Raw genomic sequence first — 24,902 nt, 5'->3', positions numbered from 1 at the left:
ATAAATGGACCAATAACCGGCGCGGTATACCGCAAGGTCGGATTTGCCGTCCCCGTCGTAATCTCCGGACACCGGCACGCCGTCCGCCCCGCCCCACACTCCCTCGTTGTTCAGGATCACTCCGTTCACCAGGGAATAGATGGACCAATAACCGGCGCGGTATACCGCAAGGTCGGATTTGCCGTCCCCGTCGTAATCTCCGGACACCGGCACGCCATCCGCCCCGCCCCACACCCCCTCGTTGTTCAGGATCACTCCGTTCGCCAGGGAATAAATGGACCAATAACCGGCGCGGTATACCGCAAGATCGGACTTGCCGTCCCCGTCGTAATCTCCGGACACCGGCACGCCGTCCGCCCCGCCCCACACCCCCTCGTTGTTCAGGATCACTCCGTTCACCAGGGAATAGATGGACCAATAACCGGCGCGGTATACCGCAAGATCGGACTTGCCGTCATAGTCATAATCATTAACGACATGTGTATCCGCCTGAACGGGAAGAACAGTGAATATTCCATCGGAAGAACTCACATAGATTCTGCCGGCGCGCACGCGGACAGTTTCCAGCCGCTCGTCCGACCGGGCCAGAACCTCATACCCCGCGCAAAGGCCGTTGGTCACAAACAGGCGCTGTAACTGGCTTGGATTCGCGAACGAGGTCGCGGTAACGATCAGGTTTCCATTGTGGTCCACTGCCATGCCGGACACTCCATCGCCCGACGGCAGTGTTACCCATGCGTGCCCATCCGGGACCAAAGGATGGCCCGCGGGATCGGCGATGGCCGCGGCGATTTCCGCGGCGCTCCAACGGTACACGGTCGGATTGCCCTGGGCGACGTAACCTTCGGCATAATAGAGATTGCCGCCGGCATCAAAAGCAATCGGGCCGGTCGCATTGCCGATGGCGCCGAGATTCACCAGCGGGTTATTCACCAGATCGCCATGCGCGTCCAGGGAACTGTAATAGATCGCGGCGAAGTACCCGCCGGCGGCCCAAAAATCGGTTCCATCCCGCGTGGCGAGACCGTATATGTCGCTTAAAACCCCCATATTGGCCGGGGTTGTGCTTTTGGCCGGATCATAGCGAAAATAGTCGCATGTCCAACGCTCGTAAGTTCCGCCGTCATTGAAATAAACGTATCCGTTGATCGCCGTTACGCGCGAACCGGCGAAGGCGTTCTCGTCCGTGTAGAGATTCAATGCCGTTTGGTCGTCGTAGCGGTAAACCGAAAAACCCAGAGACCAATCCGGGCGGCCGGTTGAATAATACAGATTGTTATATTCGTCCCAGTCAAACGCCACCAAGGTCTCTCCCGCATGCGGATTCGCGTAAAACGTCTGCGCCACATAATTGCTGCCTCCTATGACCATGGCGGGCGCATGCCCGGCAAGCGCCATCAGGCACACGCCCATAAACAGTTTAATCATCGCTTTCATTTTTCTGATTTATCCTCCTATGATTATTTTTTATTTTCTTTTTTGCACGGATTTTCACACGCTGGTTTTCCGGTTTGACGGTCTGCGCCGCGGCACCTCCTTTCCCTTCCTGATCGCGCGGCCGGGAAAACCTCCGCCCCCCGCCCCGCCGCGTCTGAAAAACAAGCGAAAATATGTCATTGGCTTCCTCCACCCGCGCCGTCGGACGCCGCAACTTTCTGCATCCAAATCGCCGTTACGGCATCCAAATCAAACCCCGACTTGTTATTGTTCCGATCCGCGGCGCCGGTTTCCTCATTATGGCAGACGAGTTCGCCGTCCTTATCGGCAAGCCAGCGGCTTCCGACAGACTGGATAAGGACATACCTGATCCAGTCCAATCCCAGCGCGGAAATATCAAAGCTGTCGCCCCCCGACAGGGCGGGGTCAGTGGGGTCCGGGTCGCAGCCGTTGCTCATGACGGGATTTACGCCGGCGAAACCGGAATTGTAACAATAAGGATGACGGACATTGAGCTTTCCGCTCCCGGGATAATAGCGCGGCGAGAAGTCAATCGGGAATTGCCGCCAGTTCACGCCATCCTGGCTGACGGCCACAACGGCCGGCTCCATAAAACGGGTTTCGGGGTCAAGCACGCCGGCATCGTTGCAAATATAAAAGACATTTTCAAAAATCGTAAAGTCGGCGCCCGGCCCGTCCCACACAACGTTATCCACAAACTCCAATATTATTGAGCCGCCATACGGCGCCGAGCCCCCGTTGTCGTTGTTGATGGCGGCGCCCAGAGAAACAACGTCCGCCGATCCCGAGGCAAGCCCCGTGCCGCGGGGGGCGCCGAGAACAATCCGGGGCAGTTCGGACGACCGGAAGGCATTCGGATGAAGCAGTTTGCTGCTCGCGACTTTATCCGCGAACGGGTCTGTTTCCGGCGGCAGCGTCACGCAAAGCGCCGGCGGCGCCGCCGAGGTTACCGTTGTTCCGTTTTCTTCAAGGAAGGCGGCATAGTAATAACGGCCGCGGCCGACATCGCCGTCAAGGCAGGATGTTCCGGGCCCGTAATACACGGCTTTACCGTCCGCCGGCGTCAACGGTTTCCGCGCGGAATTTCTGACAATCCGGACGCCGATCTTTCCATCCGCCGGCGGCAGTTCCCATTTCAAAGCCACGCTGTTGCGGCTCAAGAGCGCCCGGAAATCGGAAAGCGCGGGGGCGCGGGACAAAACCTCCAAGGCAAAGGTTACGGCAGCCAACCTGCCGTCGGCGTCCTGAATCTGGACGCTGTTTTCGTAGAGGCCGGGTTCCGAGGGCCGGCCGGATAAAAGCCCGTCCGCTGAAAATTCAAGGCCGGGCGGCAGAAGGCCGCCCGCACTCCAGAGATATGGCTCTCTTCCGCCGGCCGCCTGAAAAACAAACTCAAACAACTCCGACTCGTAAAGCGGGGATTGAGGAGCATTCAGTATGCTCGGCGCGGACCGGACGCGGAAGGTTAATTCCTTTGAAACGCTGACCTGCGCGTCGCTCAACCAGAAAACCAGCGGCACATCAATTTGCGGCGCGTTATCGGCAATCCGCCCGCTGATCTGGCCGTTGTTCACATCAATGACAAGCGCCCCGATTTCCCCGTCAATATTGCCGGCCGCGCCCCACGTGTACGGAGGAATCCCGCCGGACACCTGCAGCTGGCAAAAATAGTCCTCGCCGGGAACGGCTGCGGGCAGAATCTCGGTTGCTATTGCAAGGGGGCGCTCCGGCTGAAACGTCAACGCATATTCCGCCATATCCTTGGCGCCCCGGCTGTCGGTGACCTCAATAAAAAAGCGCGCGGTAACGGGTTCCTCGGGGACGCCGGCGAGTTTGCCCGAATAACCGTCAAACAAAAATGATTGCGGCAATTCGCCGGAAACGATTTTCCAGGCATACGGCGGACAACCGCTCGCCGCCGAGAATTGCGCTTCATAGACCTCGCCGACCCGGCCCGGCGGAAGCGATCCGGTGGTGATATAGACCAGGTTCGAGGCGCCGTCAATCGTCGGAATCCATTTCCCCTGCCGCCGCACAACGCCGAAACGTTTCCGCATGAATTGCTCCTTGAACGCGGCAATCTCTTCGGGACTGTATTCTTCGTCTTCCAGCCCGTTTTCCTTTTCCGCGTTTTCATCCGAACAGTCGGGCAAACCGCCCTGTTCCGGCAAAGCGGCATCCCCTTCAAGTCCTTCGGCGGATATTCCGGCATTGGTTTTCCAGAGCTCGCCGCTGGCGGCGGACGGTTCCCCGGCGCCGCAAGCAGAAACTGTGACGGCCGGGCGGCCGCGTTCCGGCTCGCCCGCGCCGCCGGAGGCGGGGACATCCGGTCCGCCGCGGCGAGCCTGGGCCGCCAGGAAACAGCCAAGCGCGGCGCAACAAACAACGCCCGCAATTATTCCTGTATAAATCTTTGCCATTATTCTCTCCAAAAAAAACATCTTTCCACCGGCCCTTTAAAGCCGGTGTTTCGCAAAAAAAATATGCCCGGGCAGGGATAAAAAACAAAAAAGCCTTCCGGCTCCCGAGAAAGAGCCTGAAGGCTTAAAATAAAAACATCCCTCATCCCCCTTTCAAGCGAAGGAGCCGGCAACGGTTTTAACCGCCGCCTAAGAGCATGAAAAGAAACGTCTCCTGACTTCCGGCCTCAAACCTACTCCTTCGCCTTCTCCCGACCCGCGTCGGAATGGCATTTGAAGTTTCGCAGCCGGTCACAGTGGCGCGACCGTATCCGATTTTCACGGATTTCCGTACTCTTTCCGCAAACAAAATTTATTCCAAAGAACTGTTGATGCGTATAACACAGGCCCGGCGGATTTGTCAATGCAATTTTTTTAATTTTTCGGGGGGTGCGGAAAAAAATGGACGGCACACGGCCGGCCCGGCGGCCGGCAAAAAACATATTGACACTTCACCGGAAAACGCTATGCTTGGCGATAAACAATGAGGCCTTTTTCACAGGGAAAAATAATGCCTGAAAAAAAAATCCGCCTTTTTCTGCCAGCCGCCGTTTTCATGATGGCGGTCTGCGCCGCCCCTTTTTTGCCGGCACAGACCGCCATAGAATCCGGGCAATATTTTGAAGACACCCTTACCACCAATACCACATCGGAAAAAACAGCCGCCTACACTTTTTACGCCAACCCGGGTGAAACCGTCATCATCCGGCTTGGGCATGCCGAGCACGATCCCTACCCCGATTTTGCGCTTTATAATCCCAACGGCACCCAGACCAACTGCCCCCCGGTCAGCGCCAATGAATACCACCTGAGTGTTATCACCAACGGCTGGACCGCCGCCCAACCGGCGGATAACGGATGGTACACTTTTACCTGCACGATCCCCGACGGGATAAGCAATATGACCTATAACTGCTCCATGCTCCGCACGCCGAACCTTCCGCTTTCCTATGATGACCCTGACGTGGGCAATTTGACAATCGGGCAGTCAAAGACCGGCAAAATTGACGTCAGTTCCGACCTGGATGCCGGTTTCTTTGCCGTTTCAAACGTCCCGAGCACCATGCAGATCCGCATGGGGCAGAAATCAGTCTTCCTTGTGCCGAACATTCAAATCTATGCGCCCGACGGCACACTGGTAACCAACGATTTCCCGACTGATTACCGCTCTGAAATTACCGCCGAACTCACCAATCAGGGCGTCTATACCGTGGTCTGTTCCGACAAATTCAACGCTGAGGGAGAATATGCGCTCACCATGATCCAGATCCCCGGAACGATCAGCGGCACGGACACCGATATCGGCACGATCATCAGCGGCGAGCAGAAAACCGGCACAATAAACCTGCCGGGCGACCTGGATGTCGCCATGTTCCAGGCGGTCAGCGGCGACACGGTTACCATCACCATGCGGGATATTGACGCGGACATGATCCCCGTCATGGAATTTTACAGTCCGAGCGGCGAAATGCTGGCGCGGACCACGGACGTATTTGAAACCTGCGCCTTCATTTCCAACGCCATTGCTTCCAACGGTGTCTACAGCATTGTCTGCAAGGACAAGGAAGACCGTTACAATGTCTCCTATACGTTGGAATTCAATTTCATGCCCGGCAGTCCCAGCCTTGCCAATATTCCAGAACCGCCCGCAACCGTTTCGGCCTCCCAGGGATCATACTCAAACCGTATTGATATAACCTGGAGCGCGGCCGAGGGCGCAACCGGCTATGACCTGTGGCGCAGTTACGGCACAAACAACGCCGTTCAAATTCACACCAATATCATGGCGCTGGCCTACTCGGACTACGATGTTATCCCCGGAACGCACTACTATTACCGCGTCCGGTCGCGCAACACTTACGGCGCCAGCTCCAATTACAGCAATGCGGCCGAGGGCTGGTGCGGGACTTCAACGGTTTCCGCCAACCGCCGGGTACTGCTGGTCGGGCTTGACAATTATTCGCCTTCATACGGCCCTTCGTCGCTGACCACCTGCACCAACGACGCGAACGGCATGCGCGACATATTTTTCCTGGGCGACCCCTCCAATCGCTGGGCCACCACCAACATAACCTCTTATACCGACCGGCAGGCCACAAAGCTAACCATCCAGAACGCCCTGCATTCCCTGGCCGCGGCCAGCGGCGCCGGCGATATCGTGGTCTACGCGCATTCCAGCCACGGCGGTTCGTCGGGCGGAACACCGGGCGGAGCAAACACTTTTGTCTGCGCTTATGACGCCAATTATACCGCCGCCGAGCTGGCTGACGATTTAACCGTTTTTAACAGCGAAACAAAAATCATCGTTATTATTGACGCCTGTTATTCCGGCGGAATGTACCGGCTCGCCGGCGCCAATCCGCCGCCATGGCGTTTCGCGGAAGAAACAATGGAAAATTACCGGCGCATCAAGGCCGCCCGGCTGAAAAGCCGGGGGCTGAAGGCGCCGAAAGAACTCGGCCAGAATATCGCCTTCATGACCGCCTGCAATTACGACGAGTTAAGTTACACCAGCGATTTCTACAGCCGCTATATCGGATACCTGATTGAGGGCTGCAACGTGCAGGCGGTTGACACCAACAACAGCGGCCAGCTCAATTTCCTGGAACTGCATAATTACGCCGCCGAAAAATCGGCCGCCGAAACCCCGGCTCAGCACGCGCAGACTTACCACGCCTCGCTTCTGGAAAACACCATCGCCCGGGCGCTCGGCACCAACGCGGTGGTTAGAACCCACATTAAATACAACGATTTTGACGGCGATTCCTGCTCCGATCTGGCAGTCTACAACATCTACAACGGCAACTGGCGCGTCGGCTCAATCCGGCGCTGGTGCCGGCTCGTCTGGGACATTTCCTGGGGCGGGCCCGGATACCGGCCAATCAATGGCGATTACGACGGCGACCGCACCAGCGATTGCGCCGTTTATAATGAAACGCTGGGGTTGTGGAAGATCGCCTCCCTGAGCCGCTGGGCTGTGCTCATTCCATCCGCATCATTCGGCGGGCCGACCCAGAGACCGGTTTCCGGCGACTACGACGGCGACAAAATCTACGAGGGCGCCCTCTGCCAGTCCCCGGAAAGTTTCTGGTATATCGTTACCACGGCGGGCACGCCGCTGCTCTGGGGCGAATCGCTGACCGGAATGGGATTCGTTCCCGCATCAGGCGACTACGACGGCGACCGCATATCCGATTTGGCGATGTATAACACCGCCATGAGATACTGGTACATCATGGCCATGTCCGGCACCGAAATCACATGGGGCACTCTCTGGGGCGTTGAAAACGCCGTTCCGGTTTCCGGCGACTTTGACGGCGACGGCTGTTCCGACCTGGCGGTCTACCAGGAATCAACCGGCCGCTGGTATATCTGGTCCTGCAAACGATCGGCCTTGATTGCCGATGGAGTTCCGTTCGGTGGCCCCGGATATATACCGGTGCCGGGCGACTATGACGGCGACGGCGTATGCGACCTTGTGGTTTATCAGGAAAGCACCGGCAACTGGCTTCTGCGCGCCGTAAACGACAATACTTCGTTCATCATTAACCTCGGCGGCCCCGGCTGGGCCCCCGTCCTGCCGATGTGGTAAGATCAAATTTGGTCCGCAGGAGCGGCAACTGTATTTGAAAGATGTAGGAGCCGCATCCCCATGCGGCGATTCCGGACAACAAAACATATATCGCCGAACAGGGGTTCGGCTCCTACCTTTATTTTGCGCTTTTTTGCGGCAAGATTTTCCGCCAGTTCCCGCAGGGCGCATTCCGCCAGCAAAATATTTTTCGTGCTCCTCCCCGCCCCATCCGATTCCGCCAGGCGCCGGGAGAAATTGGCTTGCTTATTCAGGCCGGGATCATATCATTTTTCGGTATATGGGCATCGCAACCTTTGCCGGCGTTTTTTTTCCCCTGCTGGTAGTCCTGGACCCGATCGGGACCACCGCGATTTTTGCGGCGCTTTCGGCCGAGACAGCCAAGGCAGCCAAAAAAAAGATGGTCTTGCAGGCGCTGGCAACGGCCCTGATCCTCGGCCTGGTTTTCACTTTCTTCGGCCATGTCCTCCTGAAAGCCATCGGCATTGAAGTGGCCGATTTGCAAATTGCCGGCGGAATTGTTCTCCTCTGGATGTCATTGCAGGACATAGTGCGCGACAAGACCGAGGAAGCCGTGAAATTGACCGAACAGTTCGGGGTCGTCCCGCTCGGCACGCCGCTCATCATCGGGCCGGGCGCGATTACGACGCTCCTCATGCACAGCCGTCCCGATACTCCCTTCTGGGGCTGTCTGCCGGAATTCTGGCCGGTCCTGGCGGCGCTGGCCGCCAACCTGGTGATTATCGGCATTTGTCTCTTCGCGGCCGAATGGCTGATACAAAAACTGGGGCGGTCGGTCGCCATGGCGGTTTCAAAAGTGTTCATGCTCATCCTGGCCGCTTATGCGGTCATGATGATCCGCTACGGCGTCCTGGCAATCGCGCCCGCATTTGCCGGCCAATAACTATTCCTCCCCCGCGCGCGAGAGCACCACGCTCTCAAACACCTGGAAACGGGTATTTTTTTTCCAGGCATCCGGCTCAAGCCCGGCCTTCAACGCCAGATGCGTGCAAGTTTCCTCCTTGGTCCATTTCTGCTCAAGGGCGACTTCCGGCAAAAAGACCGACCGGGCCATGCCCTTGCTCATGATGATTCCCTGCGCACCCAGTTTGAATTCATCCAGCGAAGGAATGTCGCGGATAGGGCTCAAGATGGAAACATCCACCGAAATGGAATCCAATTCGCCGGCCGTAACCGGCTGAAAACGATAGTCATGCAGGGCGGCATTAATTGCGTTTTGATGGACGGAAAGATAAAGCGGCTCGGAAGGCGCCAGCGAGCCGATGCATCCGCGCAGTTCACCCCTTGTTTTAAGCGTTACAAAAGTGGCCGTGGCAATCTTCAGTTTCGGCGTGAGCTCGTATTTTTCCATCGGAAATTTCCCGCCTTTTTGCTCCACGCACCAGCGCAGGGTGTCCCGGGCAACGGCAAAGAGCGTGTTCTTTTCCTTTTCGGAAAGATTGGGCCGCCAGGCGCCGCTGCAACGTTCAATTATCTTCATCTGTGCCTCCTCCCGCCGCGGCGATGCCGCGGCCGCATTCGTTCCGTTGTCCGCCCGGCAGACGGCCATGCCCGCCAGCGCGATCAACGTTACCGCCGTAATTTTTTTCATGAAGTTCTCATTCGCGCCGCCAACCTCTGTTTTCCGGCCGTCGCGCGCGGCTGGCGCGTTTCAATATTTCGTGTTCGCGCGGCGTCAGGCTCTTTATGCCATATCTGCTGATTTTTTCAAGCACGGCGTTCACTTCGTCATTCGTCGGAAAATCATCCGCATCGTCAAACCCGTGAGCATCGCCGCGCATGACTTTGAATTTGCGCCGGTGCCAGCGCCAGAGCAAATCGTTGGCCATCTGACGCAAGGTGGGGCGGACAAAATTTTTGCCGGCATGAAACAGGACGATATAAAAATAACCGGCCAGCCCCCCGGCGAGATGGGCGGCATAAGCGATATTGCCCGGCTGGCTGATTGTGGCCAGCAATGTGAACACGGCCAGGGCAATCGCCAGCGAACGGGCCTTCATGGTTACCGGCAGGACAAAAAACACCAAAATCGTTACGGGGCGGTTGGGAAAAAGGGCGGCAAAAGCGCCTAAAATTCCGAAAACGGCGCCGGAAGCGCCCAGGCAGATTGCCGCCGTGTGGCTGCTGGTAAACAGCAGCCAGCCAAGGCCGCCCAGGACCCCGCAGGCCAGGTAGAGCATCATGAACTGTTTTGAACCGAGCGCGCGCTCGGTCTCCGGGCCGAAAAAGAAAAGGCCCAGCATGTTCAGGATGAGATGCAAAAGCCCGCCGTGCATGAAAATATAAGTGGCAAGCTGCCAGAACAGAAAATGTTTAATTCCGGCCCAGCTCAGGCTGAAAAGCAAAGTGACCCGGCCGCCGAGCAGGGGATCAACGAGCAACTGGACCAGGAAAACGACGCCGGTGGCCGCCAGCAGAAACCGCACGGACGGCGTCAGTATCCCGCGCATAAATCCGTTGAAAGATTGATAATACATCGGCCTTATCCCTCCAGACATTTCATGATATTGGCCCGCAACCCCGCAATAAAATTCTGCCCGCTGAATCGCGCGGCGTTTGCCCGGATAACCTCCGCGTCCCACCGCGCGGCGGCGCATTTTTCCACGGCCGCCAGCAGTGATTTTTCGTCCTGTTGTTCAAAAAAAACCCCGGTCGCGCCGTCCGCCACGGTTTCCAACGCCCCGCCCCGCGCATAAGCCACAACCGGCCGGCCGCAGGCCTGGGCTTCAACCGGCACAATACCGAAATCCTCTTCGCCCGGGAAAACCAGGGCGCGGCAATTGCGGTACAACTCAAGGAGCTGTCCGTCGGTTACGCGTCCGAGAAAAACGATGTTTTTGCCGGCCAGCCTCTTCAATTTCCGGCTTTCCGGACCGCCGCCGGCGATTTTCAAAGGAAACCCCGACTGCGTATAAGCCCGGACGGCAATGTCAATCCGTTTGTAGGGCACCAGGGCGGAGACAACCAGGTCGTAATCTCCCGGCCGGCCGGCCGGGGCGCCGCCGGCCGGCTTCCAGAACGAGAGATCAACGGGCGGATAGACCACGGCGGCCTCGCGGTTGTAAAAATCCCCGATTCTTTTCCGGACGTGTTCGCTGAGCGTAACAAAAGAATCCACCCGCGCCGAGCTGGCTTTATCCCATTGGCGGAGACGCCGCAGGACCGGCGCGAGCGTTGCTTTTTTGAGCGGATTGCTCCCGAAATATTCGCCGTAAAAAACCCAGGCGTAACGCATGGGCGTGAAACAATAACACAAATGGCGCGCGCCGGCCGGCGGAATCAGCCCCTTGGCGACGCAATGCGAAAGACTGATGACAAGATCGGCGGGTTCTTCAACCCGCAACCCCTCAATGGCGCCGGGAAAAAACGGCAGAAAACTGCGGTAATATTTAAAAGCGCCCGGAATTTTCTGAAGCCAGGAAGTTTTCACCGGGTGGCGGTTGATAACGTCCGAAACGGCGGCCGGATTATAAACAAGAGTGTAAATCGGCGCGCGCGGAAACATCCGGCAGAGGTATTCCAGCACGCGCTCGCCGCCGCGCATGCCAGTCAACCAGTCATGCGCAAGCACGACTTTTATCTGTGTCCCGTCAATCATTCTTGAACCATCGCAACCTGTTCATAAGCTTGGAGAGTCCGCCGGGCGGTTTCAAGCCAGGTGTATCCGGCCGCCTGGCGAATGCCGCGCTCCGTCATGCCGTCGGCCAGGCTGAAATCCGTCAACACGCGCCGCATCGCGTCCGCAAGCGCGGCGGCGTCATCCGGGTCAACCTGGAGAGCGGCGGAACCGCATATTTCTGGCAAAGAGCTCCTGTTGCTGCAGATCACCGGCGTGCCGCAGGCAAAAGCCTCAAGAACGGGCAGCCCAAACCCCTCGTAACGCGACGGCATGACAAACACGTCGGCATTCTGATATTCGCGGACCAGTTCCTCCGCGGAAACATGGCCAACCCATCTGACCGCATCCGCAAGGCCGAGCGCAACGACGCTCCGGGGAGCCTCCGGATACCGGGAATCATCCGGCCCAACCAGGCGCAGTTCAAGCGGCCCGGCGTAATTTGAGCGCAGGATGGAAAACGCCCGGACCAGGCCGGCCAGGTTTTTATAAGGGTCGCGGCGGCCGACCCAGAGAACGATCTTTTTTTGCCGCAGGCGGCGGGGATAGGTTGACGGCGGAACGCCCGTTTCAGGCGGACGAAAGCTCGCCGAAACTCCGTCTGGAATTGCCGCGACGCGCTCCGGGCGGCAGCGCAGCAGATTGATTATGTCACCGCGCGAAGACTGGCTGCCGGTGATGATCAGGCTGCTCCGCGCGGCCACTTCTTTCATCACCCAGCGGTAGAGCGGAGGAAATTTTGCCTTGAGAGCGCGCGGGGCGGCCTCCGGTAAAACCAGGGGAATAAGGTCGTGGATGTTTATCACGCAAGCCGGAGCGCCGCAACAATCTCGGGGAAAGGACAGCATCGGAATCATGTAATTGGTTGAATGAAACAGGTCCAGGCCGAGCTTCCTGATAAGCGCCGGCATGACGAATTGATTTTTGACTGAAAAGACGCCGAAATCCAGAAGATGCCCCGTAAAATTCTCCGCACCGCAGGGTTTGATTCCGGCCATGATCGTGTTCATCAGGCCGCCGTCGCGGAAAAAGAGGACATATTGGTTCCGCTTGTCAATTTGTGCCAGATGACGCGCCAACTCGGCGGTATAAACGCCGATTCCGGACGTTTCATTGAAAATCCAACGCGCGTCAATTCCTATTTTCATCAGGCCAAACTCCGGTAAAGCTCCATGGTTTTCCTTGCGGTTTCCGCCCATGTGTAGCGGGCGGCCTGAAGGCGGCCCCGGTCAACCAGCGCCCGGCGGCGGGAGACGTCGTTGATAATCCCCATTACCGCCTCGGCCCATTGTCCGGCGTCGTATTTGTCAATCAGGAGCGCTCCATTTCCCAGAACTTCCCGCAAGGAGCCCGCCGCGGAGGAGACCACCGGCGCGCCGCAGGCCGCGGCCTCCAGCGGCGGGAAACCAAACCCCTCGTAAAGCGAAGGAAAAACAAACGCCTCGGCCCCGGCATAAAGGGAAGCCAATTCGCCGTCATTTACATTCTCCAGCAGGCGGATGTCGGCCGCGCGCGGTGAAGCGCGGAGGCGTTCAAGAATCGGAGAATATTTCCATCCAAGCCGTCCGGCAATGACCAGCCGCCCTTTGAATGCCCGCATTTTTTCAAAAATTTCCACCAAAAAGGCGATGTTTTTACGCGGTTCAATCGTGCCGACCGTAAGGATATACGGCGGCTCAGCCATTTTAGGGCGGTTTTGAATCGCCGGCGGCGCTTGTTGCGCGACCCCGGGATAAATCACATGGATTCGGCCCCGGGCCTGCGGAAAAAAACAGGCAAGTTCCGCGGCGCTGAAATGCGAAATAGTGATGATGGCGTCGGCCCTTTTAACCGTGTCGCTGATTTTGGCGCTCAAAAAGGCGAGATTGCGGCTCTCGGTGAATTCCGGACAGCGCAGGAAACTGGCGTCATAAATCGTCACCGCTTTTTTTCCGCCGGAAAGGGGGGGGATGATGAAGTTGGTAAAATGATACACGTCGGCCCTGCCCGCGAACCAGTCATAAGGCGGCCAGTCCATCCGTTTCCAGCAGGACTGCGCAAGCCGTCCCGGACACCAGCGCACCGCGCGGCTGCCGGGCAAAGGCGACGATAATCCCCGCCGCATGAAATCAAAATAAAAAAAGGACAACCGGTCGCTCCCCGCTATCCCGGACAGGTTTTCAGCCAGGAGCCGCGTGTAACGCCCGACGCCCGCGCCCTGGGCAACCGCCGCCTGGATATCAACGCAGATTTTCAATTTTCTCCTTTTGCATATTGACACAGCCGGGAATTATCTTAAATTAAAGTGGATTTATCTCAAGCGTTTAATTCAAATTCATGCGGACAAAGCGGCAATTTGAAAATTTGACGGCCTCGGAATTGTACTGCCCGAAATGCCGTCAGTTGCGGCCGGTGCGCGAGCGCCTGCTGCTCGTCCTGCCGGCCGGCGAACTTTACGATTATCGTTGCCGGGTGTGCGGAGAATCGCTCGGCGCACGGGAAGTCAATGCCCGCCGCCGGGGCATTATGCCGGCGCGCATATGATTGAAGGCAAGCCAAGTATGAAACATTAGAGGAAAAAAACATGAACAAGCGGATCAGTCGCGCCGAAAACACGGTAAAAATCTTTCTGGACGAAAAAGACATGCCGCGCCAGTGGTATAACATCCAGGCCGACCTGCCCCACCCTCTCCCGCCGCCGGTGGATAAAAACGGCAAGCCGATCGGCCCCGACGCGCTCGCCCCGGTTTTCCCCATGAACCTCATTGAACAGGAAGTCAGCGCCCAGCGCTGGATTGACATACCGGAAGAGGTCATGGAAAAGCTCCTCTTGTGGAGGCCCACGCCCCTCTGCCGCGCGCGCGCATTTGAAAAGGCGCTCGGCACGCCCGCGAGAATTTATTACAAAAACGAGGGTTGGTCGCCGGCCGGCAGCCATAAAACCAACACGGCCGTTCCACAGGCATATTACAACCGGGCGTTCGGCATCAAGCGGTTGACAACCGAAACCGGAGCCGGCCAGTGGGGCAGCGCGCTTTCATTCGCCTGCCAGCTTTTCGGCCTCGTTTGCAAGGTTTACATGGTTAAAATCAGCTTTGAACAAAAACCCTTGCGCAAAATGATGATGAATGTCTGGGGGGCGGAATGCGTTGCCAGCCCCAGCAGCCAGACCAAGTCCGGACGCGAAATACTCGCAAAAAACCCCGACACCCCCGGCAGCCTGGCAATCGCCATCAGCGAAGCCATTGAAGACGCCGTCACTTCCCAAGACACCCGTTACGCGCTCGGCAGTGTGCTCAACCACGTGCTCCTGCATCAGACCATCATCGGGCTTGAGGCACAGAAACAGATGAAAATGATCGCGGAATACCCGGATGTCGTCATCGGCTGCGTGGGCGGCGGCTCCAATTTCGCCGGCATCGCTTTCCCGTTCATCTGCGACAAAATCCACGGCAAAGAAGTCCGTCTTGTCGCGGTTGAGCCGGCGGCCTGCCCGACCCTTACCCGCGGTCCGTTTGTCTATGATTCCGGCGACGTCGCCATGATGACGCCGCTCCTTGCCATGCACAGCCTGGGACACGGCTTCGTGCCCCGTCCAATCCATGCCGGCGGACTCCGTTACCACGGCATGGCCCCGCTGGTCAGCCACGTCAGGCGCGAAGGTCTCATTGAAGCGTGCGCTCTCCAACAGATGGAATGCTATAAAACGGCGCTCTTATGGGCCAACACGGAAGGATTTATCCCGGCCCCGGAAACGGCTCACGCCATCGCGGCGGCCGCCCGGGAAGCCGCGAAAGCCAAAGAGGAAGGGAAAGAAAGGGTCATTTTAATGAATTGGTCCGGGCACGGCCTCATGGACCTGACCGGATATGCCGCGTATCAAGCCGGAAAATTGTCCGACGCCGAACTTCCGGAAAAAGATCTGCAAAATTCACTGAAAATATTGGAAGGACTGCCAACCCCGCCGGCGCTGTGACCGCCGCGTCTGTCCGGCCCCATGCCACCAATGATGCCTGACGTAGACGATCTTTCATCAGCGGGCAATACCTGCCTGGACGAATATTACACGATTTTTCGCGCAATATTCGGGTGTTAACAAAAGTCACTCTTCTTCTTCTTCGGACTCATCCTGTCCGGCTGCGGCAGGCGGCGGCGCGTTGGAAACGGCGGGCGGCCCGGAGGCGGGAAGCGGCGCTGCGGCAGGCGCGGGTACCGGGGCCAACCGGTCTGGCGCGGGTTCCGCGGCGGCCAGGGATCTTGCCTGCTCTGAATTGAGCGCGATATTGTAAAAGATCAGCTCGTCAATGGCGCCATTGGGTGAAAGGTTTTTAAAAAAATCGCCGGCGACAACAAACTCGGGCTTTTTCATCAACCGCGTTTCGCCGGCGGGGTTCGGATAATCCATGCCGTCCACGTAAAGCATGCGTTCGCCGGTTTCGTTCCAGGCCAGCACGAAATAATGCCAGTTGTTTTTCCAGTCATAGGGCGTGAAGGAAACGCCGGCCGGCGCAAAAACGATTTTCTGTCCGCGATGGGATAAAACGAGCTGGTTTGTCGCGATTTGCAGAATAAGCTCCGCGCCGCCGTCGCGCGCATCCCACATCGGCTTGAACCAGAACGCGATGCTTCCGGATTTCTTCCAGGAGTTGAAATAATCGTTCCGGATGTCAATTGTCATTTGTTCATGAGCGGCCCGGAAGGCGCCCATGACCCAGGAATGCGGCGAAAGTTCCGCGTTCCGGCCGGCGGCATACCGCTGTTCAAGCTGAAGGCCGTCTGCGAGAAAATCCAGTTTCTGGCTGTCCACCGTAGCGCAAATCAATTGCAGTCTGGCGTCAAGGCCGGCTTCCGGAGGAAGAGATTTCTTCCAATCCGTTTCGTGATTGGCGCCGATGTTGACGCGCTTGAAGGCATAGGCGAACGAGCAGGAAAACCTCTGCCAATTATCCGACAATTCCGCATAGACCGTTTCCCCGCATTCGCCGCTTTCAACGTCCTTGAGCGTGATTTTAATGTTGCCCCGGCCCTTGAGGTAAAGGGATGCCAGGTAAAAAGCCGGCGCAATGGCCGGCGAACTTTCTTTGGTATAAAGCGCCTTTTCAACCCGAACCTCGGCGCAAAAACCCTCCTCGGCGTTCTCGCCCTTCGTCGTTACGGAAAGCGCCGTTTTGCCCTGCCAGGGGCGTTCGGAAGACAACGCAAGTTCGGCACCTGGAAGCGGCCGGAAAGAAGTCGCGTCCTCGGCGCAGGAGAGGCCGATGGAAAACATGTTTTCATAAGCCGATTCCAGGAGAATGGCCCGGCCGGAGCGGCCTTCCACAAAGCGCGGCGCGCCCTCGGCCACCGGCGCGCCCTCAAGATAAGCCGCGGATTCCCGGGCAAATGTTACCGGGATTGTGGCGCCGCCGCCAATATCCGGCTGAACGGTGTTTTCAAAACTGAAACGGGCAATTACGCACTGCGCCGGGTCTTTGGGCGGCGCGGGCGGCGGAAGGTTGGTCGCCGACGGAGCGCCCTGTTCCGAGGCTGAGCCGCCGATCGGCGCGGCCGCGGGCGGCGGAAGGGGCTGGGCTCCGCACAAAGCGGCATAAAAAATAAAAACCACAATACCGGCAAGAATTTTCATTAATGAACCCTCCTGAAAATTGAAATTTATAATGCAACAAATCATCCGGCGCGGTCAAGATTATTCCGGATGATTATTCGCGCGCACAGTTGATTTTTCCTCAAGAATGCGGCATGATCCCGGATTATGCGCGCGCAAAACAATTTTCCGCTGAAACATAACCGCCATTGGCATGACTGGCGCTGGCAGATGGTAAACCGGATTGCAAACCCAGCCTGTCTGGCGGATTGGATTGAGATTCACCCGAAACAGCTGGCCGCTTTAAAAACGGCGGCGGCGCGCTATCCTTTTTGCGTAACGCCGTATTATTTCTCCCTGTGCCATCCCGGCGACAAACGCGACCCGGTCCTGCGCCAGTTTCTGCCCGACATCCGCGAACTGGCGGATAAAGACACGCCGGCGGACCCGCTCGGCGAAAAGGCGTACGAACCCGTGCCCGGCCTGATTCACCGTTACCGCAACCGCGTGGTCGTTCTGGTCACGAACAATTGCGCGGTGCGCTGCCGGCATTGCACACGAAAAAACAGCCTTAACCGTTCCCCGGCGGAAAACATTGAGAGCCGCCTGCCGCAAATCCTGAAATACATCCGCCGGAAGAAGAAAATCCGGGAAGTAATCCTCTCGGGCGGCGACCCGCTTCTGCTGGAAACCGCCGTATTGGACGGGGTTATGGCGGAACTGACCGCGATCAAGCACGTGGAAGTTCTGCGGATCGGGACCCGCGCGCCGGTGGTTTTGCCGATGCGGATTGACGCTGAATTGTGCGCCTGCCTGGCAAAGCACCGGCCGCTCTGGATAAACACCCAGTTCAACCATCCGCGCGAAATTACCGCGGAAGCGGAAAAAGCGTGCCGTTCTCTTCAGCAATCCGGCCTGCCGGTCTCCAACCAGACGGTTCTCCTGCGGGGCGTCAATGATTCTCTGCCGGTCCTGGCAAAGCTGTTTAACAATCTGCAGCGCATCATGGTCCGGCCCTATTACGCCTTTCGTTGCGACCCGGTCCGCGGCGTCCGGCATTTCATCACGCGCAAATCCGCAAGCGCTGAATTATCGGCGCGCCTGAGACAGACCCTGGGGGGATTGAGCATGCCGTTGTTTGTGGCCGACCTTCCCGGACGGAAAAGCAAAATCCCGCTGGAATGCGCACGGCGCCGAGAAACACCCCGCGCCGGAACGACACCGGAAATCACATGTTCCTTATGATTTCTCCGCCGAACTCGGAACATTTCAACAACGTGGCGTTTTCCATGAGGCGGTGAAAGTCATAGGTAACCGTCTTGTTCTTGATTGCGCGGCTGATGCCCGCAATAATCAGGTCGGCCGCCTCAATCCAGCCCATGTACCTGAACATCATTTCCCCGGAGAGGATCACCGAGCCGGGATTGACCTTGTCCTGGCCGGCGTATTTCGGGGCGGTGCCGTGGGTGGCCTCAAAAACGGCGCAACCGGTCTCATAATTGATGTTCGCCCCCGGCGCGATGCCGATCCCGCCGACCTGCGCCGCGAGCGCGTCGGACATATAATCGCCGTTGAGGTTCATGGTGGCAATCACGTCAAATTCCTCGGGCCGGGTGAGCGCCTGCTGGAAAAATATGTCGGCAATAACATCCCTGACCGCGACTTTTCCCTCGTATTCCCGCGCCACGTCATAGCCCCAGGCCTTGAAGGCGCCCTCGGTGAATTTCTGGATGTTGCCCTTGTGCACAAGCGTAACGCTGCGGCGGTTATTTTTAACGGCATACTCAAAGGCCGCGCGGATTAAGCGCTTGCTGGCCGCCTCGCTGATCGGTTTTATTCCCAGCCCCGAATCGGCGCGGATGTTCCAGCCGTATTCCTTCTTGAGAAAACCAATCAGCCGCGCGGCCTCCTGGCTCCCCGCCGGCACTTCCAGTCCGGCGTAAACATCCTCCGTGTTTTCACGGAACACGATCATGTTCACTTTTCCCGGACATTTGACCGGACTCGGCACGCCTTCAAACCAGCGCACGGGACGCAGGCAGACAAACAAGTCAAGCTGCTGGCGCAAGGCCACATTCAGACTGCGGTGGCCGCCGCCGATCGGCGTTGTCAAAGGCCCCTTGATTCCCACCAGGTAATCATTAAAAGCCGCAACCGTTTCCTCGGGCAGCCATGTGCCCACCCGGCGAAAGGCCTTTTCGCCGGCCAGCGCCTCTTTCCAGGCTATCTTGCGCTTGCCGCCGTACGCTTTTTCCACGGCCGCATCAAACACTCGGACCGACGCCTTCCAGATATCCGGCCCCGTGCCGTCGCCTTCAATGAAGGGAATAACAGGATGATCGGGGACTTTGCATTTTCCGGCAATATTTTCAAACCGTATTTTTTCAGCATTATTTTTTGCCTGCATGATTTAACGCTCCTCCCGCCAGCAGAATTTCGCGCTGTCTGGCGCTCAATAAAAGACTGGCTTCTATTTTCAGGTTTTTCGTCCTGTTTAAGACTTGTATTTTCCCCCCGTCCTTAACGGCGTTGCGCAGACCGTTGATTTCAATTTCATCCGACTGATTGAACCGCTCATAATCTTCCGGAACGGCAAAAACGAGAGGCACAATGCCGTAATTTACCAGGTTGGCAAGGTGGATTCGCTCAAACGATCTGGCGATCACGGCCTTCACGCCGAGATAGCGCGGGCAAACCGCGGCATGCTCGCGCGAGGACCCCTGCCCGTAACTCAATCCGCCGATAATAACTGAATCAATGTTTTTCTTTTTATTCTCAAGGCAGCGCCGGCTGAAACCGGCGTCAACGTGTTCAAAGACGAATTGCGCATACTTTTCTATGTTGGAGCGGTATTTCAAGCGGGCGCCGGCCGGCATAATGTCATCGGTGGTAACCTTGTCTCCGGTTTTCAACTCTATTTTCCCAGTGATAGCGTCGGCCAGCGGCTCCAGCGCAAGCGGCCGGCCAATGTTCGGCCCGCGCAGAATTTCCACTGCCGCGCGCCCGGCTTCCGGCAACGGAGCGCTGATCATGCTGTCGTCAATCGGAAAAATCTCGGGCGCGGCGCGCGGCGGGCATTCAAAACCCGCGGCGGCGGGGTCGGCAATCACCCCCAGCACCGCTGAAACCGCCGCCGTTTCCGGACTGACCAGATAAACCTTCGCCGACTTGGTCCCCGATCTTCCCCGGAAATTCCGGTTGGTGGTCCGCAGGCTTACCCCTTCCGTCCGGGGCGCGTGGCAATTGCCGATGCAGAAGCCGCAAACCGGCTCCAGAATTCTCGCGCCGGCGGACAGGAATATTTCCAGCGCTCCGTTTTTCGCCAGCAGGGAAAACGTCTGGCGCGAAGCCGGCGCTATAACCAGGCTTACATCCGGATGAGCTTTGCGCCCCTTGAGAACGGCGGCGACTTTCATGAGGTCCTGACAAGAGGCGTTGGTACAGCTGCCGATGGCCACCTGGTCAACTTTTATACCGGCAATTTCGGCGACCGGCACGACGTTGTCCGGGCTGTCTGGTTTGGCCGCCAGCGGATGGATGGAAGCAAGGTCAAGCTCAATGGCATGGTCATATTGAGCGCCGGCATCCGGCAATATCTCCCGCCAGCATTCTTCGCGGCCCTGTGCTTTCAGGAAAGCGCGCGTAACGGCGTCGCTCGGAAAAACCGAGGTGGTTACGCCGAGTTCCGCGCCCATATTCGTGATGGTTGCGCGTTCCTGAACGGAGAGCGAGGCGACGCCGTCCCCGCCGTATTCAATCAACGCCCCGGTATTGCCCTTGGTGGTGAGCCGACGCAGAACTTCCAGGATGATGTCCTTGGCCGAGGACCATGGCCGCAGGGCGCCGCGCAGATCAACCCGGATTATTTTCGGGCATTCCAGGTAAAACGGCGCGCCGGCCATGGCGAGCGCCACGTCAATCCCGCCGGCGCCGATCGCCAGCATGCCCAGTCCGCCGCCGGTGGGAGTATGCGAATCGGACCCCAGCAGGGTTTTGCCGGGCGCGGCAAATCTTTCCAGATGAACCTGATGGCAGATGCCGTTGCCGGCCCGTGAAAAATAAAGACCGTATTTCGCGGCGACACTCTGGAGATATTTATGGTCGTCGGCGTTTTCAAACCCGTCCTGGATGGTGTTATGGTCAACGTAACTGACCGAAAGCCCGGTTTGCACCTTTGCCATGCCGAAAGTTTCAAACTGCAGGCACACAAAAGTGCCGGTCGCGTCCTGGGTCAGGGTCTGATCAATCGTTATGCCTATTTCCCGGCCGGGGGAATACTTCCCCTTGACCAGGTGTTCCTTGATGATTTTTTCCGCAATGCCTGCGCTCATAAAACCCCTTGAATTATTATCACGAAGCACATGAAGTGGTGAAAATTAACAGAATGTCTCCGGCGGCGCAATCCCGAAAGATCAAACGGATATGGGCGCGGGCCCGGTTTTTTCCCAGCATTCCAGAACCATCTGCGCTGTCCGGGCGATCGTCGTCCCGGGATTGATCGTAACCCACTCCACGTTCGCCTGGTTCCGGAACCACGTCATCTGCCGTTTCGCCAGGCGGCAGGTTCGCGCAATTGTCAATTCTCTGGCCTTTTCCAGCGGCATCTGTCCGCGCAGGAAAGCGATGGCCTCGGCGTAACCGATGGCCTTGCCGGCGGTCGGCGAAAATTCCAGACCGGAGGCAGGGGCGTCCCCGGCGGAAAGATTGTCTTTTAAAAGCCGCTCCGTTTCCGCAAGCAACCCCTTCGCATACATTTCGTCAACGCGCTGTTTGATCCGTTCGCAAAGCATTTCTTTCGGCATCGCCAGCCCGGTTATTTTCGGCCCCTTTCCGAGGAGCCGCCAGCCCCCCCCCTGGCGGGCAACGGAATTTTGCGCGGTTTCAACCGCGCGCACAAGGCGCCGCGGATTCTGTTTATCGGCCAGCGCTTCGTATTGCTCCGGCGCAAGGGTTTTGGCCCATTCCTGCAGGGCGCCGAGACCGCTTTTCTGAAACAATGCCTCGGCTTCTTCCCTGAGCGCGGCATTGGCCGCCGGCAGAAGGGTTAAACCATGGGTAAGACTTTTTATGTAAAGCCCGGTGCCGCCGGTTACAATCATCCGGCGGTCGGGGGCCGTTGCCGCGCGGATAGCGGCAAGGGCATGCTCGCGGTACCGGCCGACACTGAAAGCGGAACGGGGCGGGACCAGATCCAGCCCCCAATAACGGACGCCAGCGCGCAACGTTTTTTCCGGCTTGGCCGTGCCGATATCCATCCCGCGATAAACCATCATGGCATCCGCCGATAAAATATCATACGGATGCCTTTCGGCGATCCACTGGCTCACGGAAGTTTTGCCGGCGGCGGTAGGTCCGACCAGAAAAAAAGCCTTTAAATCATGCACGGGAATGGAAATCCTGCTTGTTTGGCGGAAAACGCGGCAGTGAAGAAAGCAAATACAAAAACACGCCCGCGCAGATGGCCGCATCGGCGACATTGAACGCCGGCCAATGCCAGTCGCGCCAGTAAAAATCAAGGAAATCCACAACCCAGCCCAGCTTGATCCGGTCAATCAGATTTCCGATAATGCCGCCGGCAATCAGACCGACCGCCGCGGCGCCGACCGCCCGATTGCCGGAAAGGCAGCGGTAAAAGAGAGCGAGCAAAAAAAGAACCGCCGCCGAAATTACCGCCAGCCATTCATTCTGATGCTGGAAACAGCCCCAGACGGCCCCGGTGTTGCGCACATGGGCCAGGTTAAAAAAAGAGGCAATGATTTCAGACTCGCCCGGGGAAAGATATGATCGGACCGCACATTTCGTTGCCTGATCCAGGACCATGACGGCCGAAACCAAAATCAGCGTCAACGTTAATAGGCGGTATCTGGCAGGCACACAACCATCCCATGCTTTGACCGCGGCGAAAAACCTTTATTCCTCTTCCGGTTCCGGCTCGGCGGCGGTTTTATCGGCATTATAAAGAGTTTCGGAAGCTCCCGGCGCGCGAAATATCTTCCGATTGCTGCCATCCTGCGATTTACAGGCGACGCACATTCTGGAATACGGCACCGCCTTCATCCGCAGTTTCTCAATTCCCCGTCCGCAACTTTCGCAAACCCCGTAGGTGCCCAGCACAAGGCGATTCAAGGCCTCGTCTATTTCAAATAAAATGTCCTGGTCCAGACTGACCCGGTTCAGCGCGAAATCGCGGTCAAAATTATCAGTGCCCTGTTCCTCCGACCGGTAGCTGATATCCTCGTCATTTTCAGAACGGCTGATGTTATCCGTGGCCAGGAAATTGATCTGGCCTGTGATCTGATCGCGCAGGCGCAGCAAAAGATCGCGTTTTTCCCTGGCCTCCGCAGCCGTCAGGTATTTATTGCCTTTCACCGCTGCGCCGGTTTTTGACAGATGGGCAACGGTTAAAAGCGGACGGGATGACGCCGCGCTTTTTTTCGCTTTTGCGGCAGGCTTGGCCGACCGGGCGGACGAAGGCGCGCCGCGCGCCGCGCGCTTTTTTTGCGGCGGCGTTTTATTTGGTCTCTTTTTTTGTTTTGCTTTGCTCATTTCTATTTCTTATTTTTAACGCAACCCGCCGTTGCTTTCAATGATATTCCCTGACAAAATTTTCAAAACCGCGTTGTTTTATCATTTGCCATAATGCTTGTCAACCACGAATCGCCCGGAAAAAACGCATTTCGCATTCGGGCCTGTCCCCCCTGGCTTTTCCCGCAAAAAGACGCGCGTCTGCGAAAAACTTTATGCGCAACGAGCCGCCGCGGGTAATTTTCCTTGGGGGCACGATTGCCGCCTTAAAACGGGAGGTTGTAATCCTTGATTTTCCGCTGGATGGTCCGGACGGATACATCCAGTTCCCGGGCGGCAAGGGTGCGGCTGCCTTTATGGCGCCGGAGAGCATTGAGGATCAGCTCTCTTTCCATTGCGGCCAAAGCAACCGGGGCCGGCGGACATTCCGGCCGGGGCAGATTTTCCCCGGCGCCCGGCAGGCTGATATCGGCGGCGGTCAGCCGCGGCGAACCCGCCAGCACGACGGCCGATTCAATCGCATTGCGCAATTCGCGCACATTGCCCGGCCATTCGTATTTTTCAACGGCCGCGTAAAAATCGGGCGTAACCGATTCAATATGCCTTCCGTTTTGTTTGCAGAACCCGGCCATGAAATAATCCGCCAGCGGACGGATATCATCGGGCCTTTCGCGCAAAGGCGGAATGCGGATGGTGACCACCTTCAACCGGTAGAGCAGATCATGCCGGAACAACCTGCCCTCCGTCAACTCCTCAAGGCCGCGATTGGAAGCCGCGATTATCCTGGTTTCAAACGCAACGGTTTTTGATCCGCCCACGCGTATCACTTCTTTTTCCTCCAGGACCCGCAGAAGCCGCGCTTGAACATGCGGGGAGGCCAGGCCGATTTCATCCAGAAAAAGACTGCCCCCATGGGCGCGCTCAAACGCGCCCGGGCGCATTTGCGTGGCGCCGGTAAAAGCGCCCTTCTCATGGCCGAACAATTCCGATTCCAGCAGGGATTCGGCAAAGGCGCCGCAATTGACCGCGATAAATTTTCCTTCGGGGTTTTTCCCTTGGGCATGCAGGGCGCGGGCGACAAGTTCCTTGCCGGTTCCGCTCTCGCCCAGAATCAGGACATTGGCATGGGTGGGGGCGACGGTTTCAACCTGCTTTAAAACCGCCCGCATCCCCCTTGACTGCGCGATAATGGGCCGCGCAAAGAGCTCCTTTTTCAAGGAAACAACCTGCCGCCGCAAACGCCTGTTTTCAACGGCATGGGAAACCTTGGCCTGCAGGTCGGTCAAATCCAGCGGCTTGACTATATAATCATAGGCCCCGGCCTTCAGCGCTTCCACCGCCGCGGTTATCGCGCCGTAGGCCGTCATGAGCAGTACCGGCATATTCTGATCCGACTGCCGGATGAGCTTGAGGACTTGAATGCCGTCAATGTCCGGCAGTTTGATATCGCTTAAAACGGCGTCAAAATCCTGCCGGCCGGATAATTCCACGGCCTTGTTTCCGCAATCAACCGCCGCGACTTCACAGCCGCTTGCCGCCAGGGCATCGGCCACCGAACGGCGTCCGTCCGGATCGTCTTCAACCAGCAGTATTCTCGGTTTTTGGTCGGGACCATTCATGAAATATCAGGCTTGTATTTATCACTATACCGGCGGGTGTAATTACCTT

General features: G+C 57.6%; 19 protein-coding genes and 1 riboswitch. Of the genes, 5 read left to right on the top strand and 14 right to left on the bottom strand.

Annotated features, from left to right (window positions below; translation table 11 throughout):
- Together PHP98_02895 and PHP98_02890 are read right to left on the bottom strand one after the other, a co-directional pair.
- Positions 1-1,437 (bottom strand): VCBS repeat-containing protein (locus tag PHP98_02895; protein ID MDD5482588.1); only part of this gene is annotated, 1,437 nt, incomplete at its 3' end.
- Between the two features lie 176 nt (positions 1,438-1,613).
- Positions 1,614-3,878, bottom strand: coding sequence for a hypothetical protein (locus PHP98_02890; protein ID MDD5482587.1), 2,265 nt, complete (start codon positions 3,876-3,878; stop codon positions 1,614-1,616).
- 186 nt (positions 3,879-4,064) lie between these two features.
- A riboswitch (cobalamin riboswitch) is annotated at positions 4,065-4,250 on the bottom strand.
- A 178-nt stretch (positions 4,251-4,428) separates the two neighbouring features.
- Between PHP98_02890 and PHP98_02885 the strand changes: the two genes are divergently transcribed.
- Both PHP98_02885 and PHP98_02880 read left to right on the top strand, forming a co-directional pair.
- The gene (locus PHP98_02885; GenBank protein MDD5482586.1) at positions 4,429-7,509 is read left to right on the top strand and encodes a hypothetical protein; all 3,081 of its coding nucleotides are present in this window, start codon (positions 4,429-4,431) and stop codon (positions 7,507-7,509) included.
- A 280-nt stretch (positions 7,510-7,789) separates the two neighbouring features.
- Positions 7,790-8,413 carry a MarC family protein gene (locus tag PHP98_02880; protein ID MDD5482585.1) on the top strand — a complete coding sequence of 208 codons (624 nt, stop codon included), beginning with the start codon at positions 7,790-7,792 and terminating at the stop codon, positions 8,411-8,413.
- On the opposite strand, the gene amrA is transcribed toward PHP98_02880, so the two are convergent.
- From amrA to PHP98_02855, 5 genes are read right to left on the bottom strand one after another with little or no spacing between them, the layout of a single operon-like run.
- Positions 8,414-9,121 carry an AmmeMemoRadiSam system protein A gene (gene amrA / locus PHP98_02875; GenBank protein ID MDD5482584.1) on the bottom strand — a complete coding sequence of 236 codons (708 nt, stop codon included), beginning with the start codon at positions 9,119-9,121 and terminating at the stop codon, positions 8,414-8,416.
- Positions 9,122-9,128: 7 nt separating this feature from the next.
- Complete coding sequence (locus tag PHP98_02870; protein ID MDD5482583.1) at positions 9,129-10,007, bottom strand: rhomboid family intramembrane serine protease; 879 nt, start codon at positions 10,005-10,007, stop codon at positions 9,129-9,131.
- Positions 10,008-10,012: 5 nt separating this feature from the next.
- Positions 10,013-11,128: a glycosyltransferase gene (locus PHP98_02865; protein ID MDD5482582.1), complete on the bottom strand. Its 1,116-nt coding sequence runs from the start codon at positions 11,126-11,128 to the stop codon at positions 10,013-10,015.
- Positions 11,125-12,294 carry a glycosyltransferase family 1 protein gene (locus PHP98_02860; protein MDD5482581.1) on the bottom strand — a complete coding sequence of 390 codons (1,170 nt, stop codon included), beginning with the start codon at positions 12,292-12,294 and terminating at the stop codon, positions 11,125-11,127. The genes PHP98_02865 and PHP98_02860 overlap by 4 nt, the downstream gene beginning before the upstream one ends.
- Positions 12,294-13,382, bottom strand: coding sequence for a glycosyltransferase family 1 protein (locus tag PHP98_02855; GenBank protein MDD5482580.1), 1,089 nt, complete (start codon positions 13,380-13,382; stop codon positions 12,294-12,296). Before PHP98_02855 ends, PHP98_02860 begins: the two co-directional genes overlap by 1 nt.
- Before the next feature lie 80 nt (positions 13,383-13,462).
- Between PHP98_02855 and PHP98_02850 the strand changes: the two genes are divergently transcribed.
- Together PHP98_02850 and PHP98_02845 are read left to right on the top strand one after the other, a co-directional pair.
- On the top strand, positions 13,463-13,669 hold the full coding sequence (locus tag PHP98_02850) for a hypothetical protein (GenBank protein MDD5482579.1): 207 nt from the start codon (positions 13,463-13,465) through the stop codon (positions 13,667-13,669).
- 40 nt (positions 13,670-13,709) lie between these two features.
- Positions 13,710-15,101 carry a TrpB-like pyridoxal phosphate-dependent enzyme gene (locus tag PHP98_02845; protein MDD5482578.1) on the top strand — a complete coding sequence of 464 codons (1,392 nt, stop codon included), beginning with the start codon at positions 13,710-13,712 and terminating at the stop codon, positions 15,099-15,101.
- A 126-nt stretch (positions 15,102-15,227) separates the two neighbouring features.
- Here the strand turns inward: PHP98_02845 and PHP98_02840 are convergent, their stop codons facing one another.
- Entirely contained in the window at positions 15,228-16,751 is a 1,524-nt protein-coding gene (locus PHP98_02840) for a hypothetical protein (GenBank protein MDD5482577.1), read from the bottom strand.
- Between the two features lie 126 nt (positions 16,752-16,877).
- On the opposite strand from PHP98_02840, the gene PHP98_02835 reads away from it, so the two are divergent.
- Positions 16,878-17,954: a KamA family radical SAM protein gene (locus tag PHP98_02835; GenBank protein MDD5482576.1), complete on the top strand. Its 1,077-nt coding sequence runs from the start codon at positions 16,878-16,880 to the stop codon at positions 17,952-17,954.
- Here the strand turns inward: PHP98_02835 and icd are convergent.
- The 6 genes from icd to PHP98_02805 form a co-directional block, all read right to left on the bottom strand.
- Positions 17,938-19,116, bottom strand: coding sequence for an isocitrate dehydrogenase (NADP(+)) (icd, locus tag PHP98_02830; GenBank protein ID MDD5482575.1), 1,179 nt, complete (start codon positions 19,114-19,116; stop codon positions 17,938-17,940). The genes PHP98_02835 and icd overlap by 17 nt on opposite strands.
- Positions 19,100-21,040, bottom strand: a complete 1,941-nt coding sequence (locus tag PHP98_02825) for an aconitate hydratase (GenBank protein MDD5482574.1) — start codon at positions 21,038-21,040, stop codon at positions 19,100-19,102. The genes icd and PHP98_02825 overlap by 17 nt, the downstream gene beginning before the upstream one ends.
- An 81-nt stretch (positions 21,041-21,121) precedes the next feature.
- Entirely contained in the window at positions 21,122-22,093 is a 972-nt protein-coding gene (gene miaA, locus PHP98_02820) for a tRNA (adenosine(37)-N6)-dimethylallyltransferase MiaA (GenBank protein ID MDD5482573.1), read from the bottom strand.
- A complete protein-coding gene (gene lspA, locus PHP98_02815; GenBank protein MDD5482572.1) occupies positions 22,086-22,556 on the bottom strand; it encodes a signal peptidase II in 471 nt (156 codons plus the stop codon). The genes miaA and lspA overlap by 8 nt, the downstream gene beginning before the upstream one ends.
- A gap of 63 nt (positions 22,557-22,619) precedes the next feature.
- Entirely contained in the window at positions 22,620-23,255 is a 636-nt protein-coding gene (locus tag PHP98_02810; GenBank protein MDD5482571.1) for a TraR/DksA C4-type zinc finger protein, read from the bottom strand.
- Between the two features lie 245 nt (positions 23,256-23,500).
- Complete coding sequence (locus tag PHP98_02805) at positions 23,501-24,853, bottom strand: sigma-54 dependent transcriptional regulator (GenBank protein ID MDD5482570.1); 1,353 nt, start codon at positions 24,851-24,853, stop codon at positions 23,501-23,503.
- Positions 24,854-24,902: the final 49 nt, after the last annotated feature.

It is taken from the genome of Kiritimatiellia bacterium, assembly GCA_028715905.1.
Taxonomy (GTDB): Bacteria; Verrucomicrobiota; Kiritimatiellia; order JAAZAB01; family JAAZAB01; genus JAQUQV01.
This window is presented reverse-complemented; position numbering and strand designations above follow the sequence as displayed.